Source organism: Microbacterium sp. MYb64 (assembly GCF_002979495.1).
Taxonomy (GTDB): domain Bacteria; phylum Actinomycetota; class Actinomycetes; order Actinomycetales; family Microbacteriaceae; genus Microbacterium; species Microbacterium azadirachtae_A.
Genome location: NZ_PCOW01000002.1, coordinates 115,423 through 128,768, shown reverse-complemented (window position 1 = coordinate 128,768; position 13,346 = coordinate 115,423). Strand labels below are relative to the sequence as shown.

Below are 13,346 nucleotides of genomic sequence, written 5' to 3'. Positions count from 1 at the left end.
TGTTTCAGCCCGCGAGCTTGTGCCGGAGATCGGCGAGGCGGGCGGCGATGCTGCCGTCGATGACGTCGTCCGCGACCTGCACGCGCAGGCCTCCGACGACGGAGGAGTCGAGCACCTCGTTCAGCGCGATCTGGCGGCCGTAGCGGCCGGCCAGCACTGCGCGGAGGCGGTCGCGCTGCGGCGCACTCAGCGGGGTGGCGGTGTGCACGGTCGCGACGATCCGGTCGCGCTGCGTGGACACGATGCGCATCGCCCTGCTCAGCAGCCGGCGCACGCGACGACCGCGCTGCTGGCGCACCAGCGAGGTGAGGATCAGCGACGTGGCCGGGTGCAGGCTCGCACCGACCAGCTTCTGCACGAGCGCGGCCTTGCCCTCGCCGCCGCCCAGGCGGCTGCCCAGGGCGAGTTCGAGGTCGGCGTTGTCGGCCACCAGGCGCGACACCGAGAACAGCTCGCCCTCGATGTCGGCATCGGGTGCGGCGATCGCGGCGGCACGCACGGCCAGCTCTTCCACGCCATCGACCAGATCGGCGGCGGAGGACCAGCGCTGCGAGACCGCGACGGTCAGCACCTGCTGCGCAGGCGCCGACGCGCCGGCGAAGACGCGCGACACGAGTGCCGCGCGCGCCTCGACCGGAGCGGACGGATCGGCGAGCGCGCCGCTCAGCGCGGAGGACTCACCGATCAGGCGCGTGGCGGAGAACAGGTCTCCGGCGACGTCGAGGGTGATCCCCTGCGCGGCGGTCAGAGCACTGCTCGACGCCTCGAGGGCCTGAGCGGTCGCGCTGCCCATTACTTCGCCGCCTCGGAGGCTTCGAGGTCCGCCAGGAAGCGGTCCACGACAGCCGTCGCGCGTGCGTCGTCGGAGAGGGTCTCGCCCACCACGCCACCGGCGAGGTCGAGGGCGAGGCCGCCCACCTCGTTGCGGAGCGAGACGAACGCGGTCTGGCGCTCTGCCTCGATCTGCGCGTGTGCGGCTGCGGTCGTCCGTGCGGCCTCCGCGGCAGCGGTCTCCTTGGCCTCGGCGACGATCTTCTTGCCGTCCTCACGGGCGGTCTCGCGGATCGTGCCGGCCTCGGTGCGGGCCTCGGCGAGCTGGCGGGTGTACTCCTCCAGCGCGGCCTCGGCCTGCTTCTGAGCCTCGTCAGCCTTCGCGATGTTGCCCTCGATGGCGGCGGAGCGCTCGTCGAGCATCTTCGTGAAGCGGGGAAGGGCGACCTTCCACACCACGATGAGGATCACGACGAACCACAGCGCCGACCAGACCAGGTCGTACCATGCGGGCAGAAGCGGGTTCGCACTCGACTCGGCCGCGAGGTTCGTGACAAGAGCGTTCAGCATCCTGTCTCCTTCGGGATTCGAGTGCGGATTACGGGAAGGGGATGAAGCCGACGGCGATGCCGACGAACGCGAGCGCCTCGGTGAAGGCGATACCGATCCACATCAGAACCTGCAGGCGACCGGCCAGCTCGGGCTGACGGGCGACACCCTCGATCGTCTTTCCGACGACGATGCCCACGCCGATGGCCGGGCCGATGGCGGCGAGGCCGTAGCCGATTGCCGCGAGGTTGCCGTTGACTGCTGCGAGAACCGTAGTAGCGTCCACGGGTTTTTCCTTTCGTTGTGGGCGGCAGGTTCGCCGCCCGCAGGGGTTGTCAGTGCTCTTCTGCGACCGCGAGCTGGATGTAGACCGCGGTGAGGACGGTGAAGACGTAGGCCTGGAGGACGGCGACCAGGATCTCGAAGATCGAGAAGGCGCCGCCGAAGGCGAGGGTTCCCACGCCGAGCGCGGCCCATCCGCCGCCCGCCGTGAAGAAGAAGAACGCGGTGGCCGAGTAGCACAGCACCAGCAGCATGTGGCCGACGACCATGTTCATCAGAAGACGCAGGGTGAGGGTCACCGGGCGGATGATGAAGGTCGAGATGAACTCGATCGGCGTGACGATGATGTACACCGGCCACGGCACGCCCGCAGGGAACAGGGCGTTCTTGAAGAAGTTCTTCGGGCTCTTCTTGACACCGGCGTAGATGAACGCCACGTAACTGATCACGGCCAGCAGCAGCGGCACGCCGATGATGCTCGTGCCGGCGATGTTCAGGCCGGGGATGATGCCGGTGATGTTCATGAACAGCGTCATGAAGAAGATCGTGGTCAGCAGCGGCAGGAACCGGTCGCCGTCCTTGCGGCCGAGCAGGTCGTGCGCGATGCCGCCGCGGACGAAGCCGAGACCCATCTCGACGACGCTCTGGAAGCGGCCGGGGACGACCTTCATCCGGCGGGTGCCGAGGACGAGGATCAGCACGACGGCGACGACCGAAACGAACTGGACCAGGTGGATCCGGTGGATCGGAACGCCGAAGACGTTGAAGAGGATCTCGGGGAAGAACTCGTCCATCGACGGGCCGTGGAAACCGCTGTCGTTGGCCAGTCGAGGGATCATGGTCGCAGCAAGATTAAACAGCGCGGGCTCCAGCTTCGGGGCACCGGGGGCTACCGGGGCGTCGGTCGATGTGCTTCACAGCGCAGCGCTCGCGTAACGAGCGGGCTCGGGTTCCAGCCTATCAGACCCGTGAGTTGCCTGAATCCCCGTCCGGAGCTTGCTGGGAGGCGGTTCCGGAGCCCGGGGCCACGTCTTCGGGAGCGACGGTCGGCAGAGATGCGTCGCTGACCACCGGGAGACGCATCTTCAGGAATACGACGGCGTCGATCGCGAGCGAGACCACCACCCCCGCCAGCAGCGCCCAGAAGAAGATGATCGGCTCCAGCCAGGGCTGCCCGCGCAGCACGAGGATGAGCACGAAGAACAGTCCGAGCTTGAGGAACCAGCCGCCCATCACGATCGCGAAGAACAGCTGCACATACAGCTCCTGCCCGAACCAGCGGTTCGCGATGAGGATGCTGGCGGCGGTGATCGCGCCGAAGAGCACGGCGATGAGCGCGCCGATCAGGCCGCTCCACACTCCGGGGGCGCCCTTGAGCACTCCCCCGATGATCCCGGCGACGACCCCGAGCACGATGGCCGCGGCACCGGACGCGATGAGTGCGGTGCGCAGGATCGGCGTGCTGGTGACGGGATTCGATCCGGAGGAGGGCTGGTGGCTCGCGGAGCTCATTTCGATTCCTTCTGGGTGGCGCGCGGGCGCGACGGGATGAGGGTGACGACGAGGCAGGCCGCGGCCCCGACGATGCCGAAGACCACGCCGGCCGCGTACTCGCCGTACCAGCCCTCTCGGGAGCCGATGTACATCAGCAGCACGGCGAACGAGATGATCGCGGTCCAGGCGTAGAAGATGAGGACGGCGTCTCGTCCGCGGTGCCCCAGGTCCAGCATGCGGTGGTGCAGGTGCTTGCGGTCAGGGGAGAACGGCGACTTGCCCGCGCCCATGCGGCGCAGCACGGCGAGGCCGAAGTCGAGCAGCGGCAGCAGCACGACCACGACGGGCAGCAGGATCGGGATGAACGCGCCGAGCAGCTGGGAGCGCCCGATCTGCGCGTTCGGCAGCGCGGCGGGGTTCAGCTGACCGGTGATCGCCACGGCGCTCGTTGCCATGAGCAGCCCGAGCACCAGCGCGCCGGAGTCGCCCATGAACAGCTTCGCGGGGCTCCAGTTCATCGGCAGGAAGCCGATGCAGGCGCCGATCAGCACCGTTGCGATGAAGGGGGCGAGGCTGAAGTAGCTGGACTGCCCGATGTCGTGGGCGATGATGTACGAGTACGCGAAGAACACGCCGTTCGCGATCAGGCAGACGCCGGCGACGAGGCCGTCGAGGCCGTCGATGAAGTTCACGGCGTTCATGACGATGACGATCGCGAACATCGTGATCACGATGCTCAGCCAGCTGGATCCGATCACGGGCTCCGCGAGAGGCAGCGAGGCGATCTGCAGGCCGCCGACGATCGTGACCAGGCCGGCCGCCAGGAACTGCGCGCCGAGCTTGATCATCCAGTCCAGATCCCACAGGTCATCGATCACGCCGACGATCGCGATGAGCAGGACCGCGCCGAGCACCGACCACATCGTCTGCGGCTGCGCCCAGATGATCTGGAAGAACGGGCTCGCCGCACTCGCGGCGAACGCGGCGAGGATGCCGAGCAGCATCGCCACTCCCCCGAGCCGCGGCGTCGGCGTGGTGTGCACGTCGCGCTCGCGGATGCCGGGGTAAAGCTTGAACCGCAGGCTCAGCTGCCACACGGCCCACGAGCACGCCAGGGTCACGGCTGCCGTGAGGATCACGGTGAACAGGTACTGCTTCACGTCGTCGCTCTCCTCCGCCCTGGATCAGGACTGCTCGTCGAGCAGATCCCCGAGCACGCGGGCGAGCTCGTCGCGGGAGATCGCCCCCTCGCGGAGCACGCGCACCTTGGCGTCCTCGCCCCCGGGACGGACCAGAGAGGTGGCGTCGATGATCGTGGAGGCGACGCCGCGGGTCGAGGGTCCTGCGTCCAGGTAGACCTCGATGCTGTCGCCGAGCATGCTCCTGGCCGCCTCGAGCTCGATAGCGGCGGGCTCCCCGGTGAGGTTCGCGCTGGAGACCGCGAGCGGCCCCGTCTCCTCGAGCAGGGCGAGCGCGACCCGGTGGTCGGGCATGCGCACCGCGACGGTGCCGTGGGTCTCGCCGAGATCCCAGACCAGGGACGGCTGCGACGGCAGCACGATCGTGAGGCCCCCTGGCCAGAACTCGTCGACCAGGCGCTGCACGGGCTCCGGCACCGTCTCCACGAGGGCGGCGAGGGTGGCGGTGCTGCCGACCAGGACGGGGGGCGGCTGCTGGCGCCCCCGCCCCTTCGCGTCGAGCAGGCGCTGCACGGCGGCGGGACTGAAGGCGTCGGCGCCCACGCCGTAGACGGTGTCGGTGGGGAGCACGACCAGCTCACCGCGGCCGATGGCCAGACGGGCCTGGCGCATACCGGTGAGGATCTGATCCGCGTCGCGGCTATCGAAGACTGAGGACATGACCGGCCCAGTCTACGGGGCGCGACGCGGTACGCCCTGAGCGGGGCCCGCCAATCACCGCAGGCCGGTCCCGGAGGGGCGCCCCGCCGCGGCGGATCGGGCTACGGGCGGAGGGCAGTGGTGGCGCGGTCCCGGTGGGTGAGGTCCCGGTGCGTCGCGGCGGCGCGCCAGCCGTCCTGCGCCAGGAGCTCCCTGATCGCGGCGCCCTGCACCTCCGCGTGCTCGAGCACGAGCGTGCCGCCGGGGTGCAGCAGCGCCCACGCGCGACGGCTGATCGCCCGCACCACGTCGAGCCCGTCCTCGCCGCCGTACAGCGCGAGCGCCGGGTCGTGCAGACGCACCTCCGGGTCGCGCGGGATGGCGTCGTCCGGCACGTACGGCGGATTGGAGATGACCACGTCCACGGTCCCGTCGAGATCCGCGAGTGCGTCGGCGAGGTCGCCGAGGACGAGGGAGAGGTTCTCCTGCCCCGCCGTGTTCCGCACCGCCCAGGCGTGCGCCTCGGGCGAGAGCTCGACCGCGTGCACCTGCGCGTGCGGCACCTCGGTCGCCAGTGCGAGGGCGATCGCCCCCGACCCCGTGCAGAGGTCGACGCCGATCGGGGCGGGCGAGGCGGCGGCCAAGAGCGCGTCGATCGCGAACTGCGCGACGATCTCGGTCTCGGGCCGCGGTACGAACACGCCGGGGCCCACTGCCAGCTCGAGGTGGCGGAAGGGGGCGGTGCCGGTGAGATGCTGCAGCGGCTCCCTGGCGGCCCGGCGGGCGACGAGCCCGGCGAGAGCCGTCTCGTCCTCCTCGGTCAGCACGTCACCGCGGATCGTCGCGGCCTGCACACCGCCGCGGCCGAGTCCCAGCACGTGTCCGATGAGGAGTTCGGCGTCGACGGCGGGATCCGGAACACCGGCGTCGCCGAGGGTCGTCGCGGCATGGCGGAGGGCATCGGCAAGAGGCACGGACATAGACCTCCAGCGTAATGCGGGCGTCACATTCACCGGGCGCACACACCCTCGCCTTAGGCTGTGCTCGATCGGGTCCTCCTCCGAAGCGGGACGGGGCCGTCGCATCCGCGAAGAAGTGCGCCCATCGAAAGGTCAGTCATGGCAGGCATCCACTCCGACATCACCAGCACGTTCGGCAACACCCCGCTCGTCAAGCTGAACCACGTCACCGAGGGCCTCGACGCCACGGTGCTGGTCAAGCTCGAGTCCTTCAACCCGGCCTCGAGCGTCAAGGACCGCATCGGCATCGCGATCGTCGACGCCGCGGAGGCGTCCGGCGAGCTCGAGCCCGGCGGCACGATCGTCGAGGCGACCAGCGGCAACACCGGCATCGCTCTCGCGATGGTCGGCGCGGCGCGCGGTTACCGCGTGATCCTGACGATGCCCGCATCGATGTCGAAGGAGCGCCGCGTGCTGCTGAAGGCGTTCGGCGCGGAGCTCGTGCTGACCGACCCCGCGCTGGGCATGAAGGGCGCGATCGAGAAGCTGCAGGAGATCATCGCAGAGACCCCCGGTGCCGTCTGGGCCCGCCAGTTCGAGAACGCCGCGAACCCGCAGATCCACCGCGAGACCACGGCGCAGGAGATCCTGCGCGACACCGACGGCGACGTCGACGTCTTCGTCGCAGGAATCGGCACCGGCGGCACCATCACGGGCACCGGGCAGGCTCTCAAGGCCGCCAACCCCGAGGTCAAGGTCATCGCTGTCGAGCCGACCGACTCCCCGCTGCTCAGCCAGGGGCACCCGGGACCCGCGAAGATCCAGGGCATCGGCCCGAACTTCGTCCCCGCGATCCTGGACCGCGAGGTCATCGACGAGATCATCACCGCGGGCTTCGAGGAGTCCCTCTCCACTGCCCGCGACCTCGCCGCGAAGGAGGGCCTGCTGGTCGGCATCTCCGCCGGCGCCGCCGTCGCCCAGGCGCTGAAGGTCGCCGCGCGCCCCGAGAGCGCCGGCAAGACCATCGTCGTGATCGCGCCGGACACCGGCGAGCGCTACCTGTCCACCGCCCTGTTCGAGGACCTGCGCGAGGACTGATGCCGCACTCTGGCATGTCGTGGGCCGGGCGGATGCGCGAGGACGTCGCATCCGCCCGGCTTCGCGACCCCGCCGCGCGCGGCGGACTCGAGATCGCACTGCTCTACCCCGGTCTGCACGCCATCTGGGCGCATCGGCTGGACCACGCCCTCTGGGCGCGCGGCTGGCGCTTCCCCGCCCGCATGGGCTCGCAGGTCGCGCGCTGGCTCACCGGCGTCGAGATCCACCCCGGCGCCACGATCGGGCGCCGCTTCTTCATCGATCACGGCATGGGCGTCGTGATCGGGGAGACCGCGGAGATCGGCGACGATGTGATGCTCTACCACGGCGTCACGCTCGGCGGCCGCACCCGTGATGCGGGCAAGCGTCACCCGACCCTGCAGGACGGCGTCGTGGTCGGCGCCGGCGCGAAGATCCTCGGCCCCGTCGTGATCGGAGCGCGCTCCGCGGTGGGCGCGAACGCCGTGGTCACGAAGGACGCGCCCGCCGACTCCGTGCTGACCGGGGTGCCGGCCAGGGCCAGGCCCCGTGTCGAGGGCGAGAGCACGGCGAGGATCCTGTCGGTCCCCGACTACTCGATCTGAGCCGCGATCAGCGCTTCTTGGCCGCGGCCTTGAGCGCAGCTGCCTCGCGCACCTCGCGCTTGATCAGCAGCAGCGGCAGCACGACGGTGCACAGCGCGGTGATGACCCAGACGACGACGGGTCCGAGGATCCAGCCCAGCGGATCGGTGATCCGCAGGCCGCCGATCGGCAGCAGGATGACGATGAGCAGCGCCGCGAAGGTGGAGATGATGCCGATCCCGCCCAGCAGCGCCGGCGCATAGCGTGTGGCCATGGACGCGATCCACGGTGCGAGCAGACTCTGCAGCACGGTGAAGATCAGCACGCACAGCACGAAGCCCCACCACTTGCTCCACTCGATCGTGAAGCCCGTCAGCAGCAGATCGGCCACGATCAGGCCGAGCGCCGACGACGCCAGGAAGATCAGGGTGCGCATGAAGAAGTGGCCCATAGCCGGAGCATAGCGCGGGACGGGTGCGCACCTGGCGCGCGCCGCGTACTGTCGGGATCATGCGCTGGGTGCTCCACGTGGACCTCGACCAGTTCATCGCGGCCGTCGAGGTGCTGCGCCGGCCCGAACTGGCCGGCCTCCCCGTCATCGTGGGCGGCCGCGGAGATCCCACCGAGCGCGCCGTGGTGTCCACCGCCTCCTACGAGGCCCGCGCGTTCGGCGTGGGATCGGGGATGCCGTTGCGGATCGCCGCCCGCAAGGTGCCGGACGCGGTGATCCTGCCCGTGGACGCCCCGGCGTATCTGGCCGCCTCCGCCGAGGTCATGTCGGTGCTGCGCGCGCTGCCCGCCGCCGTGGTGCAGGTTCTGGGATGGGACGAGGCCTTCGTGGGCGTCGACACGGAGGATCCGGAGGCTTACGCACGACGCCTGCAGCAGGCGGTTCTGGACCGCACCCGGCTGCTTTGCAGCGTGGGGATCGGCGACACCCTCGTGCGCGCAAAGATCGCGACCGGCTTCGGCAAGCCGCAGGGCGTGTTCCGCCTCACCGCCGAGAACTGGGACGAGGTGATGGGCGCGCGAGCGGTGATCGAGCTGTGGGGCGTCGGCACGAAGGTCTCGAAGCGGCTCCTCGCCCTCGGCATCCGCACGGTCGCAGAGCTCGCCGTGGCGCCCGAACCCGCGCTCACCGCCGAGTTCGGCCCGCGGATGGGTCTCTGGTACCGGGAGCTCGGCCGCGGCGGCGGCTCGGCCGTCGTCGACGACACGCCGTGGGTCCCGCGCGGACACAGCCGGGAGACCACGTACCAGACCGACCTCGCCGACCGTGCGGAGATCGAGCGGGCCGCGCTGACGCTGCTCGCGCAGGTCCTGGACGACGTGAAGGAGGACGGACGGCCCGTCATCGGCCTCGGACTGAAGGTGCGCTACGCGCCGTTCACGACGAAGACGTTCACGAAGCGCATCCCGGAGACCGCGGACCGCGACGTGGTCCTCGCGAAGGCGAAGGAGCTCATCGCCCGGATCGCCCCCGACCGCGCGGTGCGCCTGCTGGGGATGCGCGCGGAGATGGCACTGCCGGAGGATGCGCGCGACGGTCGCACGCCCACCCGCGGAGCATGGTGACGCGCGGTCCGTGACCGCGCGTCGCGTTCAGCCCTCGGTGCCGAGGGCGGCGAGCTGGGCCTCTTCATCCGCGTGGATCGCGGACTCGATGATCGGCTCGAGGGCCCCGTCCATCACCTGGTCGAGGTTGTAGGCCTTGAACCCGGTGCGGTGATCCGCGATCCGGTTCTCCGGGAAGTTGTAGGTGCGGATCCGCTCGGAGCGGTCCATCCCGCGGATCTGCGAGCGGCGGGCGTCGGAGGCCGCCGCATCGAGCTCCTCCTGCTGCTTCGCGAGCAGCCGGGCGCGCAGCACGCGCATGGCCGCCTCGCGGTTCTGCAGCTGCGACTTCTCGTTCTGCATCGAGACGACGATGCCGGTCGGCACGTGCGTGATGCGGACCGCGGAGTCGGTCGTGTTCACCGACTGTCCTCCGGGACCGGAGGAGCGGAACACGTCGATCTTCAGGTCGTTCTGGTTGATGGCGACCTCGTCGGGCTCATCCACCTCGGGGAACACCAGCACGCCCGTCGTGGACGTGTGGATGCGCCCCTGCGACTCGGTCGCGGGAACGCGCTGCACCCGGTGCACGCCGCCCTCGTACTTGAGGTGCGCCCAGACGCCCTGCGAGGGGTCGGTCGAGGATCCCTTGATCGCGACCTGCACGTCCTTGTAGCCGCCGAGATCGGACTCGGTGCGCTCCAGGAGCTCGGTCTTCCACCCCTTCGACGCGGCGTACTGCACGTACATGCGCAGCAGATCGGCGGCGAAGAGGGCGGATTCAGCTCCGCCCTCCCCCGCCTTGATCTCCATGATCACGTCGCGCGCGTCATCCGGATCCCGAGGGATCAGCAGGCGCCGGAGCTTCTCCTGGGCGCCCTGCAGCCCCTCCTCCATGCCGGGGATCTCCGCCGCGATGGACTCGTCCTCGCGGGCGAACTCCCGCGCGGTCTGGAGGTCCTCGCCCGCGGCGATCCAGTCGTCATGCGCCTTGACGATGCGGCTGAGCTCGGCGTAGCGGCGGTTGACGCGCTTCGCCCGCGCGGCGTCGGCGTGCACCTCGGGGTCGGAGAGCTCCCTCTCCACCCTGCGGTGCTCGTCGCGCAGCGACTCGACCTGCTCGAACATGACGACCGGATCCCTGGTTCAGGCGGCGCGGATCAGCGGATGCTGTTCTCGGACGCGTGGCTGTGGCCGGTGCCGGAAGCCGGCTTGCCCAGCTGCGCGTTCTGCATCTGCAGCAGGAACTCGACGTTCGACTCGGTCTCCTTGAGCTTGCCGAGGACGACCTCGAGGGCCTGCTGCGGGTCGAGCCCTGCCAAGGCGCGGCGCAGCTTCCACGTGATCTTGACCTCGTCGGGGCTCAGCAGCATCTCCTCGCGGCGGGTCGAGGACGCGTTGACGTCCACGGCCGGGAAGATCCGCTTGTCGGCCAGCGCGCGGCTGAGGCGCAGCTCGCTGTTGCCGGTGCCCTTGAACTCCTCGAAGATGACCTCGTCCATCTTGGATCCGGTCTCCACCAGCGCGGTCGCGAGGATCGTGAGCGATCCGCCGTTCTCGATGTTGCGCGCAGCGCCGAAGAAGCGCTTCGGCGGGTAGAGCGCGGAAGCGTCCACGCCACCCGTGAGCACGCGGCCGGAGGCCGGAGCCGCGATGTTGTACGCGCGGCCGAGGCGGGTGATCGAGTCCAGCAGCACGACCACGTCGCGGCCCAGCTCGACGAGGCGCTTGGCGCGCTCGATCGCGAGCTCCGCGACCGTCGTGTGGTCCTCCGCGGGGCGGTCGAAGGTCGAGGCGATGACCTCGCCCTTGACCGTGCGCTGCATGTCGGTGACCTCTTCGGGGCGCTCGTCGACGAGCACGACCATGAGGTGCACCTCGGGGTTGTTCTGCGCGATCGCGTTCGCGATCTGCTGCAGCACGATCGTCTTGCCCGCCTTCGGGGGCGCGACGATGAGTCCGCGCTGGCCCTTGCCGATCGGGGCGACGAGGTCGATGATGCGCTGCGTGAGCTTCTCCGGCGCCGTCTCCAGGCGCAGGCGCTCCTGCGGGTAGAGCGGGGTGAGCGCGGAGAACTCGACGCGGTTCGCGGCGTCGTCCGTGCTCAGGCCGTTGATCGAGTCGACCTTGACCAGCGCGTTGTACTTCTGGCGCCCCTGCTGCTCGCCCTCGCGAGGCTGCTTGATCGCACCGACGACGGCATCGCCCTTGCGCAGGTTGTACTTCTTGACCTGGCCGAGCGAGACGTACACGTCGCTGGGGCCGGACAGGTAGCCGCTGGTGCGCACGAAGGCGTAGTTGTCCAGCACGTCGAGGATGCCGGCGATCGGGATGAGGACGTCGTCCTCGCCGATCTCGGTCTCGAACTCGTCGATGTTCTGGTTCGTGCCGCTGCGGCGCTTGTTGCGCTGACGTCCGCGGGCGCTGCCGCCGTCTTCGTCGGCGTCCTGGGCGCCGCCACGGCCGCCCTGGTTGCTGTTCTGGTTGCCCTGGTTGCCGTTCTGGTTACCCTGACCACCGCTGCTCTGGCCGTCCTGACCGCCATTGCGGTTGCGGCTGCGGCTGCGGGACCGGCTGCGGCTGCGGCCGCTCGTCTCGTCGCCGCCCTCGGCGGGGTTGTCCGCCGGCTGCGCGTCGGCGGCGGCGGACTCGGCGGGTGCCTCCTTCACTGCAGGCTCGGACGCGGCCTCGACCGGAGCGTCTGCCGCGGCCTCCGCCGGAGCGTCCTCGGCCTTCTTGGCCCGGCTGCGGCGCGGAGCCTTCGCCTTCGGAGCAGCCTCGGCCGGAGCGTCGGCCGCGGGAGCCTCCGCGGCGGGAGCCGCCTCGGCCGGAGCGTCGGCGGGCGCGTCCTCGGTCTTCTTGGCCCGGCTGCGGCGCGGAGCCTTCGCCTTCGGAGCGGCCTCGGCCGGAGCCTCGGCAGCGGGTGCGACCTCGGCGGCGGCGGGCGCGGCCTCAGCGGCTTCGGCGGCCTTCGCCGCAGCCGTCGCCGTGTTCGCGCGACGCGGGGCGCGCTTGCGCGGCGCCTTGGGCGCGTCCTCAGCGGACGCCTGATCGGCCGGAGCCGAAGTGTCGATCTGGGTCTCGGAGATAGTCTCCACGAGTACTCCTCTTGTAAGTCGTGGGTATTTCGGCGCGCACACGGCAGATGCCGAGGCGCGACCGCACGATCATGCCGAGAACAGGCTGTCCCCTGCATGCCACCCGGAGAACACGCTGACATAGAGCTCGGTGACCGGCTCGTCCTGCGGTTTCGGGTGCTGTGCGGCTGACGCGGGAAGTGCGTCGCGGGTCGGGATCACGATTGTGACGAAGAACCCTCCGCTCGTTCCCTCACTGTACCACCTCGCACATCGACGGCGACCATCTGCGGGATCCACGGAGTGTCCGTGACGGCGTCGGCGATCCGCACCGCGTCGAGGCGGCTGCCCGGCCCGTCGCACAGCACCAGCACGCTGGGTCCGGCGCCGGAGACGACCGCCGCGAATCCCTCCGCGCGCAGGGCGCGCACGAGGCGGTTCGTCTCCGGCATCGCGGGCGCGCGGTAATCCTGGTGCAGCCGGTCATCGGTCGCGTCCAGCAGCACGTCGGGGCTCTGGGTGAGCGCGGCGATGAGCAGCGCGGAGCGGGAGACGTTGAACACCGCGTCCTCGCTCGGCACCTGCTCCGGCTGCAGGCTGCGCGCCGCCTTGGTCGACATCGTGTAACCGGGGACGAGCACGAGCGGCGAGACGCCCCGGTGCACGAGCAGCTTCTTGTGCTGCGGACCGCGCGCGGCCGTCCAGGCGATCGTCAGACCGCCGAACAGTGCGGGGGCGACGTTGTCGGGATGTCCCTCGAGCTCCGTCGCGAGGCGCAGCAGCGCCGCGTCGTCGAGTTCGACGATCCCCGCCAGAAGACCCTGCGCGGCCAGCACGCCGGCGGCGACCGCGGCACCGGAGGAGCCGAGACCTCGCCCGTGCGGAACGCCGTTGCGCGCCACGAGCCGGATCCCCGGCATCGCGACGCCCACGTCGGCGAAGACGTGCGCGATCGAGCGGATCACGAGGTTGGACGCGTCGCGGGCGATCTCCTCCGCGCCGGATCCGGAGACCTCGACTTCGAGCAGGCCGGGCTCGAGAGCCGTGACCTCGAGCTCGTCGTACATGCTGAGCGCGAGGCCAAGGGTGTCGAACCCCGGACCGAGGTTGGCGCTCGTGGCGGGGACGCGCACCTCGACGGTGCGCCCCGGCATCGGCCCT

The 13,346-nt window shown here is 70.4% G+C and carries 15 protein-coding genes; 3 read left to right on the top strand and 12 right to left on the bottom strand.

Going from position 1 to position 13,346, the window contains the following annotated elements; translation table 11 throughout:
• Positions 1-4: 4 nt before the first annotated feature.
• The 8 genes from CQ044_RS02755 to prmC form a co-directional block, all read right to left on the bottom strand.
• Positions 5-793, bottom strand: coding sequence for a F0F1 ATP synthase subunit delta (locus tag CQ044_RS02755; RefSeq protein WP_105686685.1), 789 nt, complete (start codon positions 791-793; stop codon positions 5-7).
• Entirely contained in the window at positions 793-1,341 is a 549-nt protein-coding gene (locus tag CQ044_RS02750) for a F0F1 ATP synthase subunit B (RefSeq protein ID WP_105686684.1), read from the bottom strand. Before CQ044_RS02750 ends, CQ044_RS02755 begins: the two co-directional genes overlap by 1 nt.
• A gap of 28 nt (positions 1,342-1,369) precedes the next feature.
• The gene (gene atpE, locus CQ044_RS02745) at positions 1,370-1,606 is read right to left on the bottom strand and encodes an ATP synthase F0 subunit C (protein WP_045251710.1); all 237 of its coding nucleotides are present in this window, start codon (positions 1,604-1,606) and stop codon (positions 1,370-1,372) included.
• A 49-nt stretch (positions 1,607-1,655) separates the two neighbouring features.
• Entirely contained in the window at positions 1,656-2,441 is a 786-nt protein-coding gene (gene atpB, locus CQ044_RS02740) for a F0F1 ATP synthase subunit A (protein ID WP_105686683.1), read from the bottom strand.
• Positions 2,442-2,562: 121 nt separating this feature from the next.
• Positions 2,563-3,114, bottom strand: coding sequence for a hypothetical protein (locus CQ044_RS02735; RefSeq protein WP_105686682.1), 552 nt, complete (start codon positions 3,112-3,114; stop codon positions 2,563-2,565).
• Complete coding sequence (locus CQ044_RS02730; RefSeq protein WP_105686681.1) at positions 3,111-4,256, bottom strand: MraY family glycosyltransferase; 1,146 nt, start codon at positions 4,254-4,256, stop codon at positions 3,111-3,113. The genes CQ044_RS02735 and CQ044_RS02730 overlap by 4 nt, the downstream gene beginning before the upstream one ends.
• A 24-nt stretch (positions 4,257-4,280) precedes the next feature.
• Entirely contained in the window at positions 4,281-4,955 is a 675-nt protein-coding gene (locus CQ044_RS02725; RefSeq protein ID WP_105686679.1) for an L-threonylcarbamoyladenylate synthase, read from the bottom strand.
• A gap of 101 nt (positions 4,956-5,056) precedes the next feature.
• Positions 5,057-5,914, bottom strand: a complete 858-nt coding sequence (gene prmC / locus CQ044_RS02720) for a peptide chain release factor N(5)-glutamine methyltransferase (RefSeq protein ID WP_105686678.1) — start codon at positions 5,912-5,914, stop codon at positions 5,057-5,059.
• A 138-nt stretch (positions 5,915-6,052) separates the two neighbouring features.
• Here prmC and cysK point away from each other — a divergent pair, with 138 nt between their 5' ends.
• Together cysK and epsC are read left to right on the top strand one after the other, a co-directional pair.
• Positions 6,053-6,991: a cysteine synthase A gene (cysK, locus tag CQ044_RS02715; RefSeq protein ID WP_105686676.1), complete on the top strand. Its 939-nt coding sequence runs from the start codon at positions 6,053-6,055 to the stop codon at positions 6,989-6,991.
• Positions 6,991-7,575, top strand: coding sequence for a serine O-acetyltransferase EpsC (gene epsC / locus CQ044_RS02710; protein WP_258133137.1), 585 nt, complete (start codon positions 6,991-6,993; stop codon positions 7,573-7,575). Before cysK ends, epsC begins: the two co-directional genes overlap by 1 nt.
• 7 nt (positions 7,576-7,582) lie before the next feature.
• On the opposite strand, the gene CQ044_RS02705 is transcribed toward epsC, so the two are convergent.
• Positions 7,583-8,005, bottom strand: coding sequence for a phage holin family protein (locus tag CQ044_RS02705; protein ID WP_105686673.1), 423 nt, complete (start codon positions 8,003-8,005; stop codon positions 7,583-7,585).
• A gap of 59 nt (positions 8,006-8,064) precedes the next feature.
• Here CQ044_RS02705 and CQ044_RS02700 point away from each other — a divergent pair, with 59 nt between their 5' ends.
• Positions 8,065-9,129 carry a DNA polymerase IV gene (locus CQ044_RS02700; protein WP_181158159.1) on the top strand — a complete coding sequence of 355 codons (1,065 nt, stop codon included), beginning with the start codon at positions 8,065-8,067 and terminating at the stop codon, positions 9,127-9,129.
• Between the two features lie 27 nt (positions 9,130-9,156).
• Here the strand turns inward: CQ044_RS02700 and prfA are convergent, their stop codons facing one another.
• From prfA to thrB, 3 genes are all read right to left on the bottom strand, one after another.
• Complete coding sequence (prfA, locus tag CQ044_RS02695; RefSeq protein WP_045273879.1) at positions 9,157-10,236, bottom strand: peptide chain release factor 1; 1,080 nt, start codon at positions 10,234-10,236, stop codon at positions 9,157-9,159.
• Between the two features lie 32 nt (positions 10,237-10,268).
• Entirely contained in the window at positions 10,269-12,206 is a 1,938-nt protein-coding gene (gene rho, locus CQ044_RS02690) for a transcription termination factor Rho (RefSeq protein WP_219844905.1), read from the bottom strand.
• A gap of 197 nt (positions 12,207-12,403) precedes the next feature.
• The gene (gene thrB / locus CQ044_RS02685) at positions 12,404-13,339 is read right to left on the bottom strand and encodes a homoserine kinase (protein WP_105686672.1); all 936 of its coding nucleotides are present in this window, start codon (positions 13,337-13,339) and stop codon (positions 12,404-12,406) included.
• Positions 13,340-13,346: the final 7 nt, after the last annotated feature.

Bases quoted from the DNA above. Each gene is read 5' to 3' on its own strand.
- CQ044_RS02755 (WP_105686685.1), bottom strand. From the start codon at position 793: ATGGGCAGCGCGACCGCTCAGGCCCTCGAGGCGTCGAGCAGTGCTCTG.
- CQ044_RS02750 (WP_105686684.1), bottom strand. From the start codon at position 1,341: ATGCTGAACGCTCTTGTCACGAACCTCGCGGCCGAGTCGAGTGCGAAC.
- atpB (WP_105686683.1), bottom strand. From the start codon at position 2,441: ATGATCCCTCGACTGGCCAACGACAGCGGTTTCCACGGCCCGTCGATG.
- CQ044_RS02735 (WP_105686682.1), bottom strand. From the start codon at position 3,114: ATGAGCTCCGCGAGCCACCAGCCCTCCTCCGGATCGAATCCCGTCACC.
- CQ044_RS02725 (WP_105686679.1), bottom strand. From the start codon at position 4,955: ATGTCCTCAGTCTTCGATAGCCGCGACGCGGATCAGATCCTCACCGGT.
- prmC (WP_105686678.1), bottom strand. From the start codon at position 5,914: ATGTCCGTGCCTCTTGCCGATGCCCTCCGCCATGCCGCGACGACCCTC.
- cysK (WP_105686676.1), top strand. From the start codon at position 6,053: ATGGCAGGCATCCACTCCGACATCACCAGCACGTTCGGCAACACCCCG.
- epsC (WP_258133137.1), top strand. From the start codon at position 6,991: ATGCCGCACTCTGGCATGTCGTGGGCCGGGCGGATGCGCGAGGACGTC.
- CQ044_RS02705 (WP_105686673.1), bottom strand. From the start codon at position 8,005: ATGGGCCACTTCTTCATGCGCACCCTGATCTTCCTGGCGTCGTCGGCG.
- CQ044_RS02700 (WP_181158159.1), top strand. From the start codon at position 8,065: ATGCGCTGGGTGCTCCACGTGGACCTCGACCAGTTCATCGCGGCCGTC.
- prfA (WP_045273879.1), bottom strand. From the start codon at position 10,236: ATGTTCGAGCAGGTCGAGTCGCTGCGCGACGAGCACCGCAGGGTGGAG.
- thrB (WP_105686672.1), bottom strand. From the start codon at position 13,339: ATGCCGGGGCGCACCGTCGAGGTGCGCGTCCCCGCCACGAGCGCCAAC.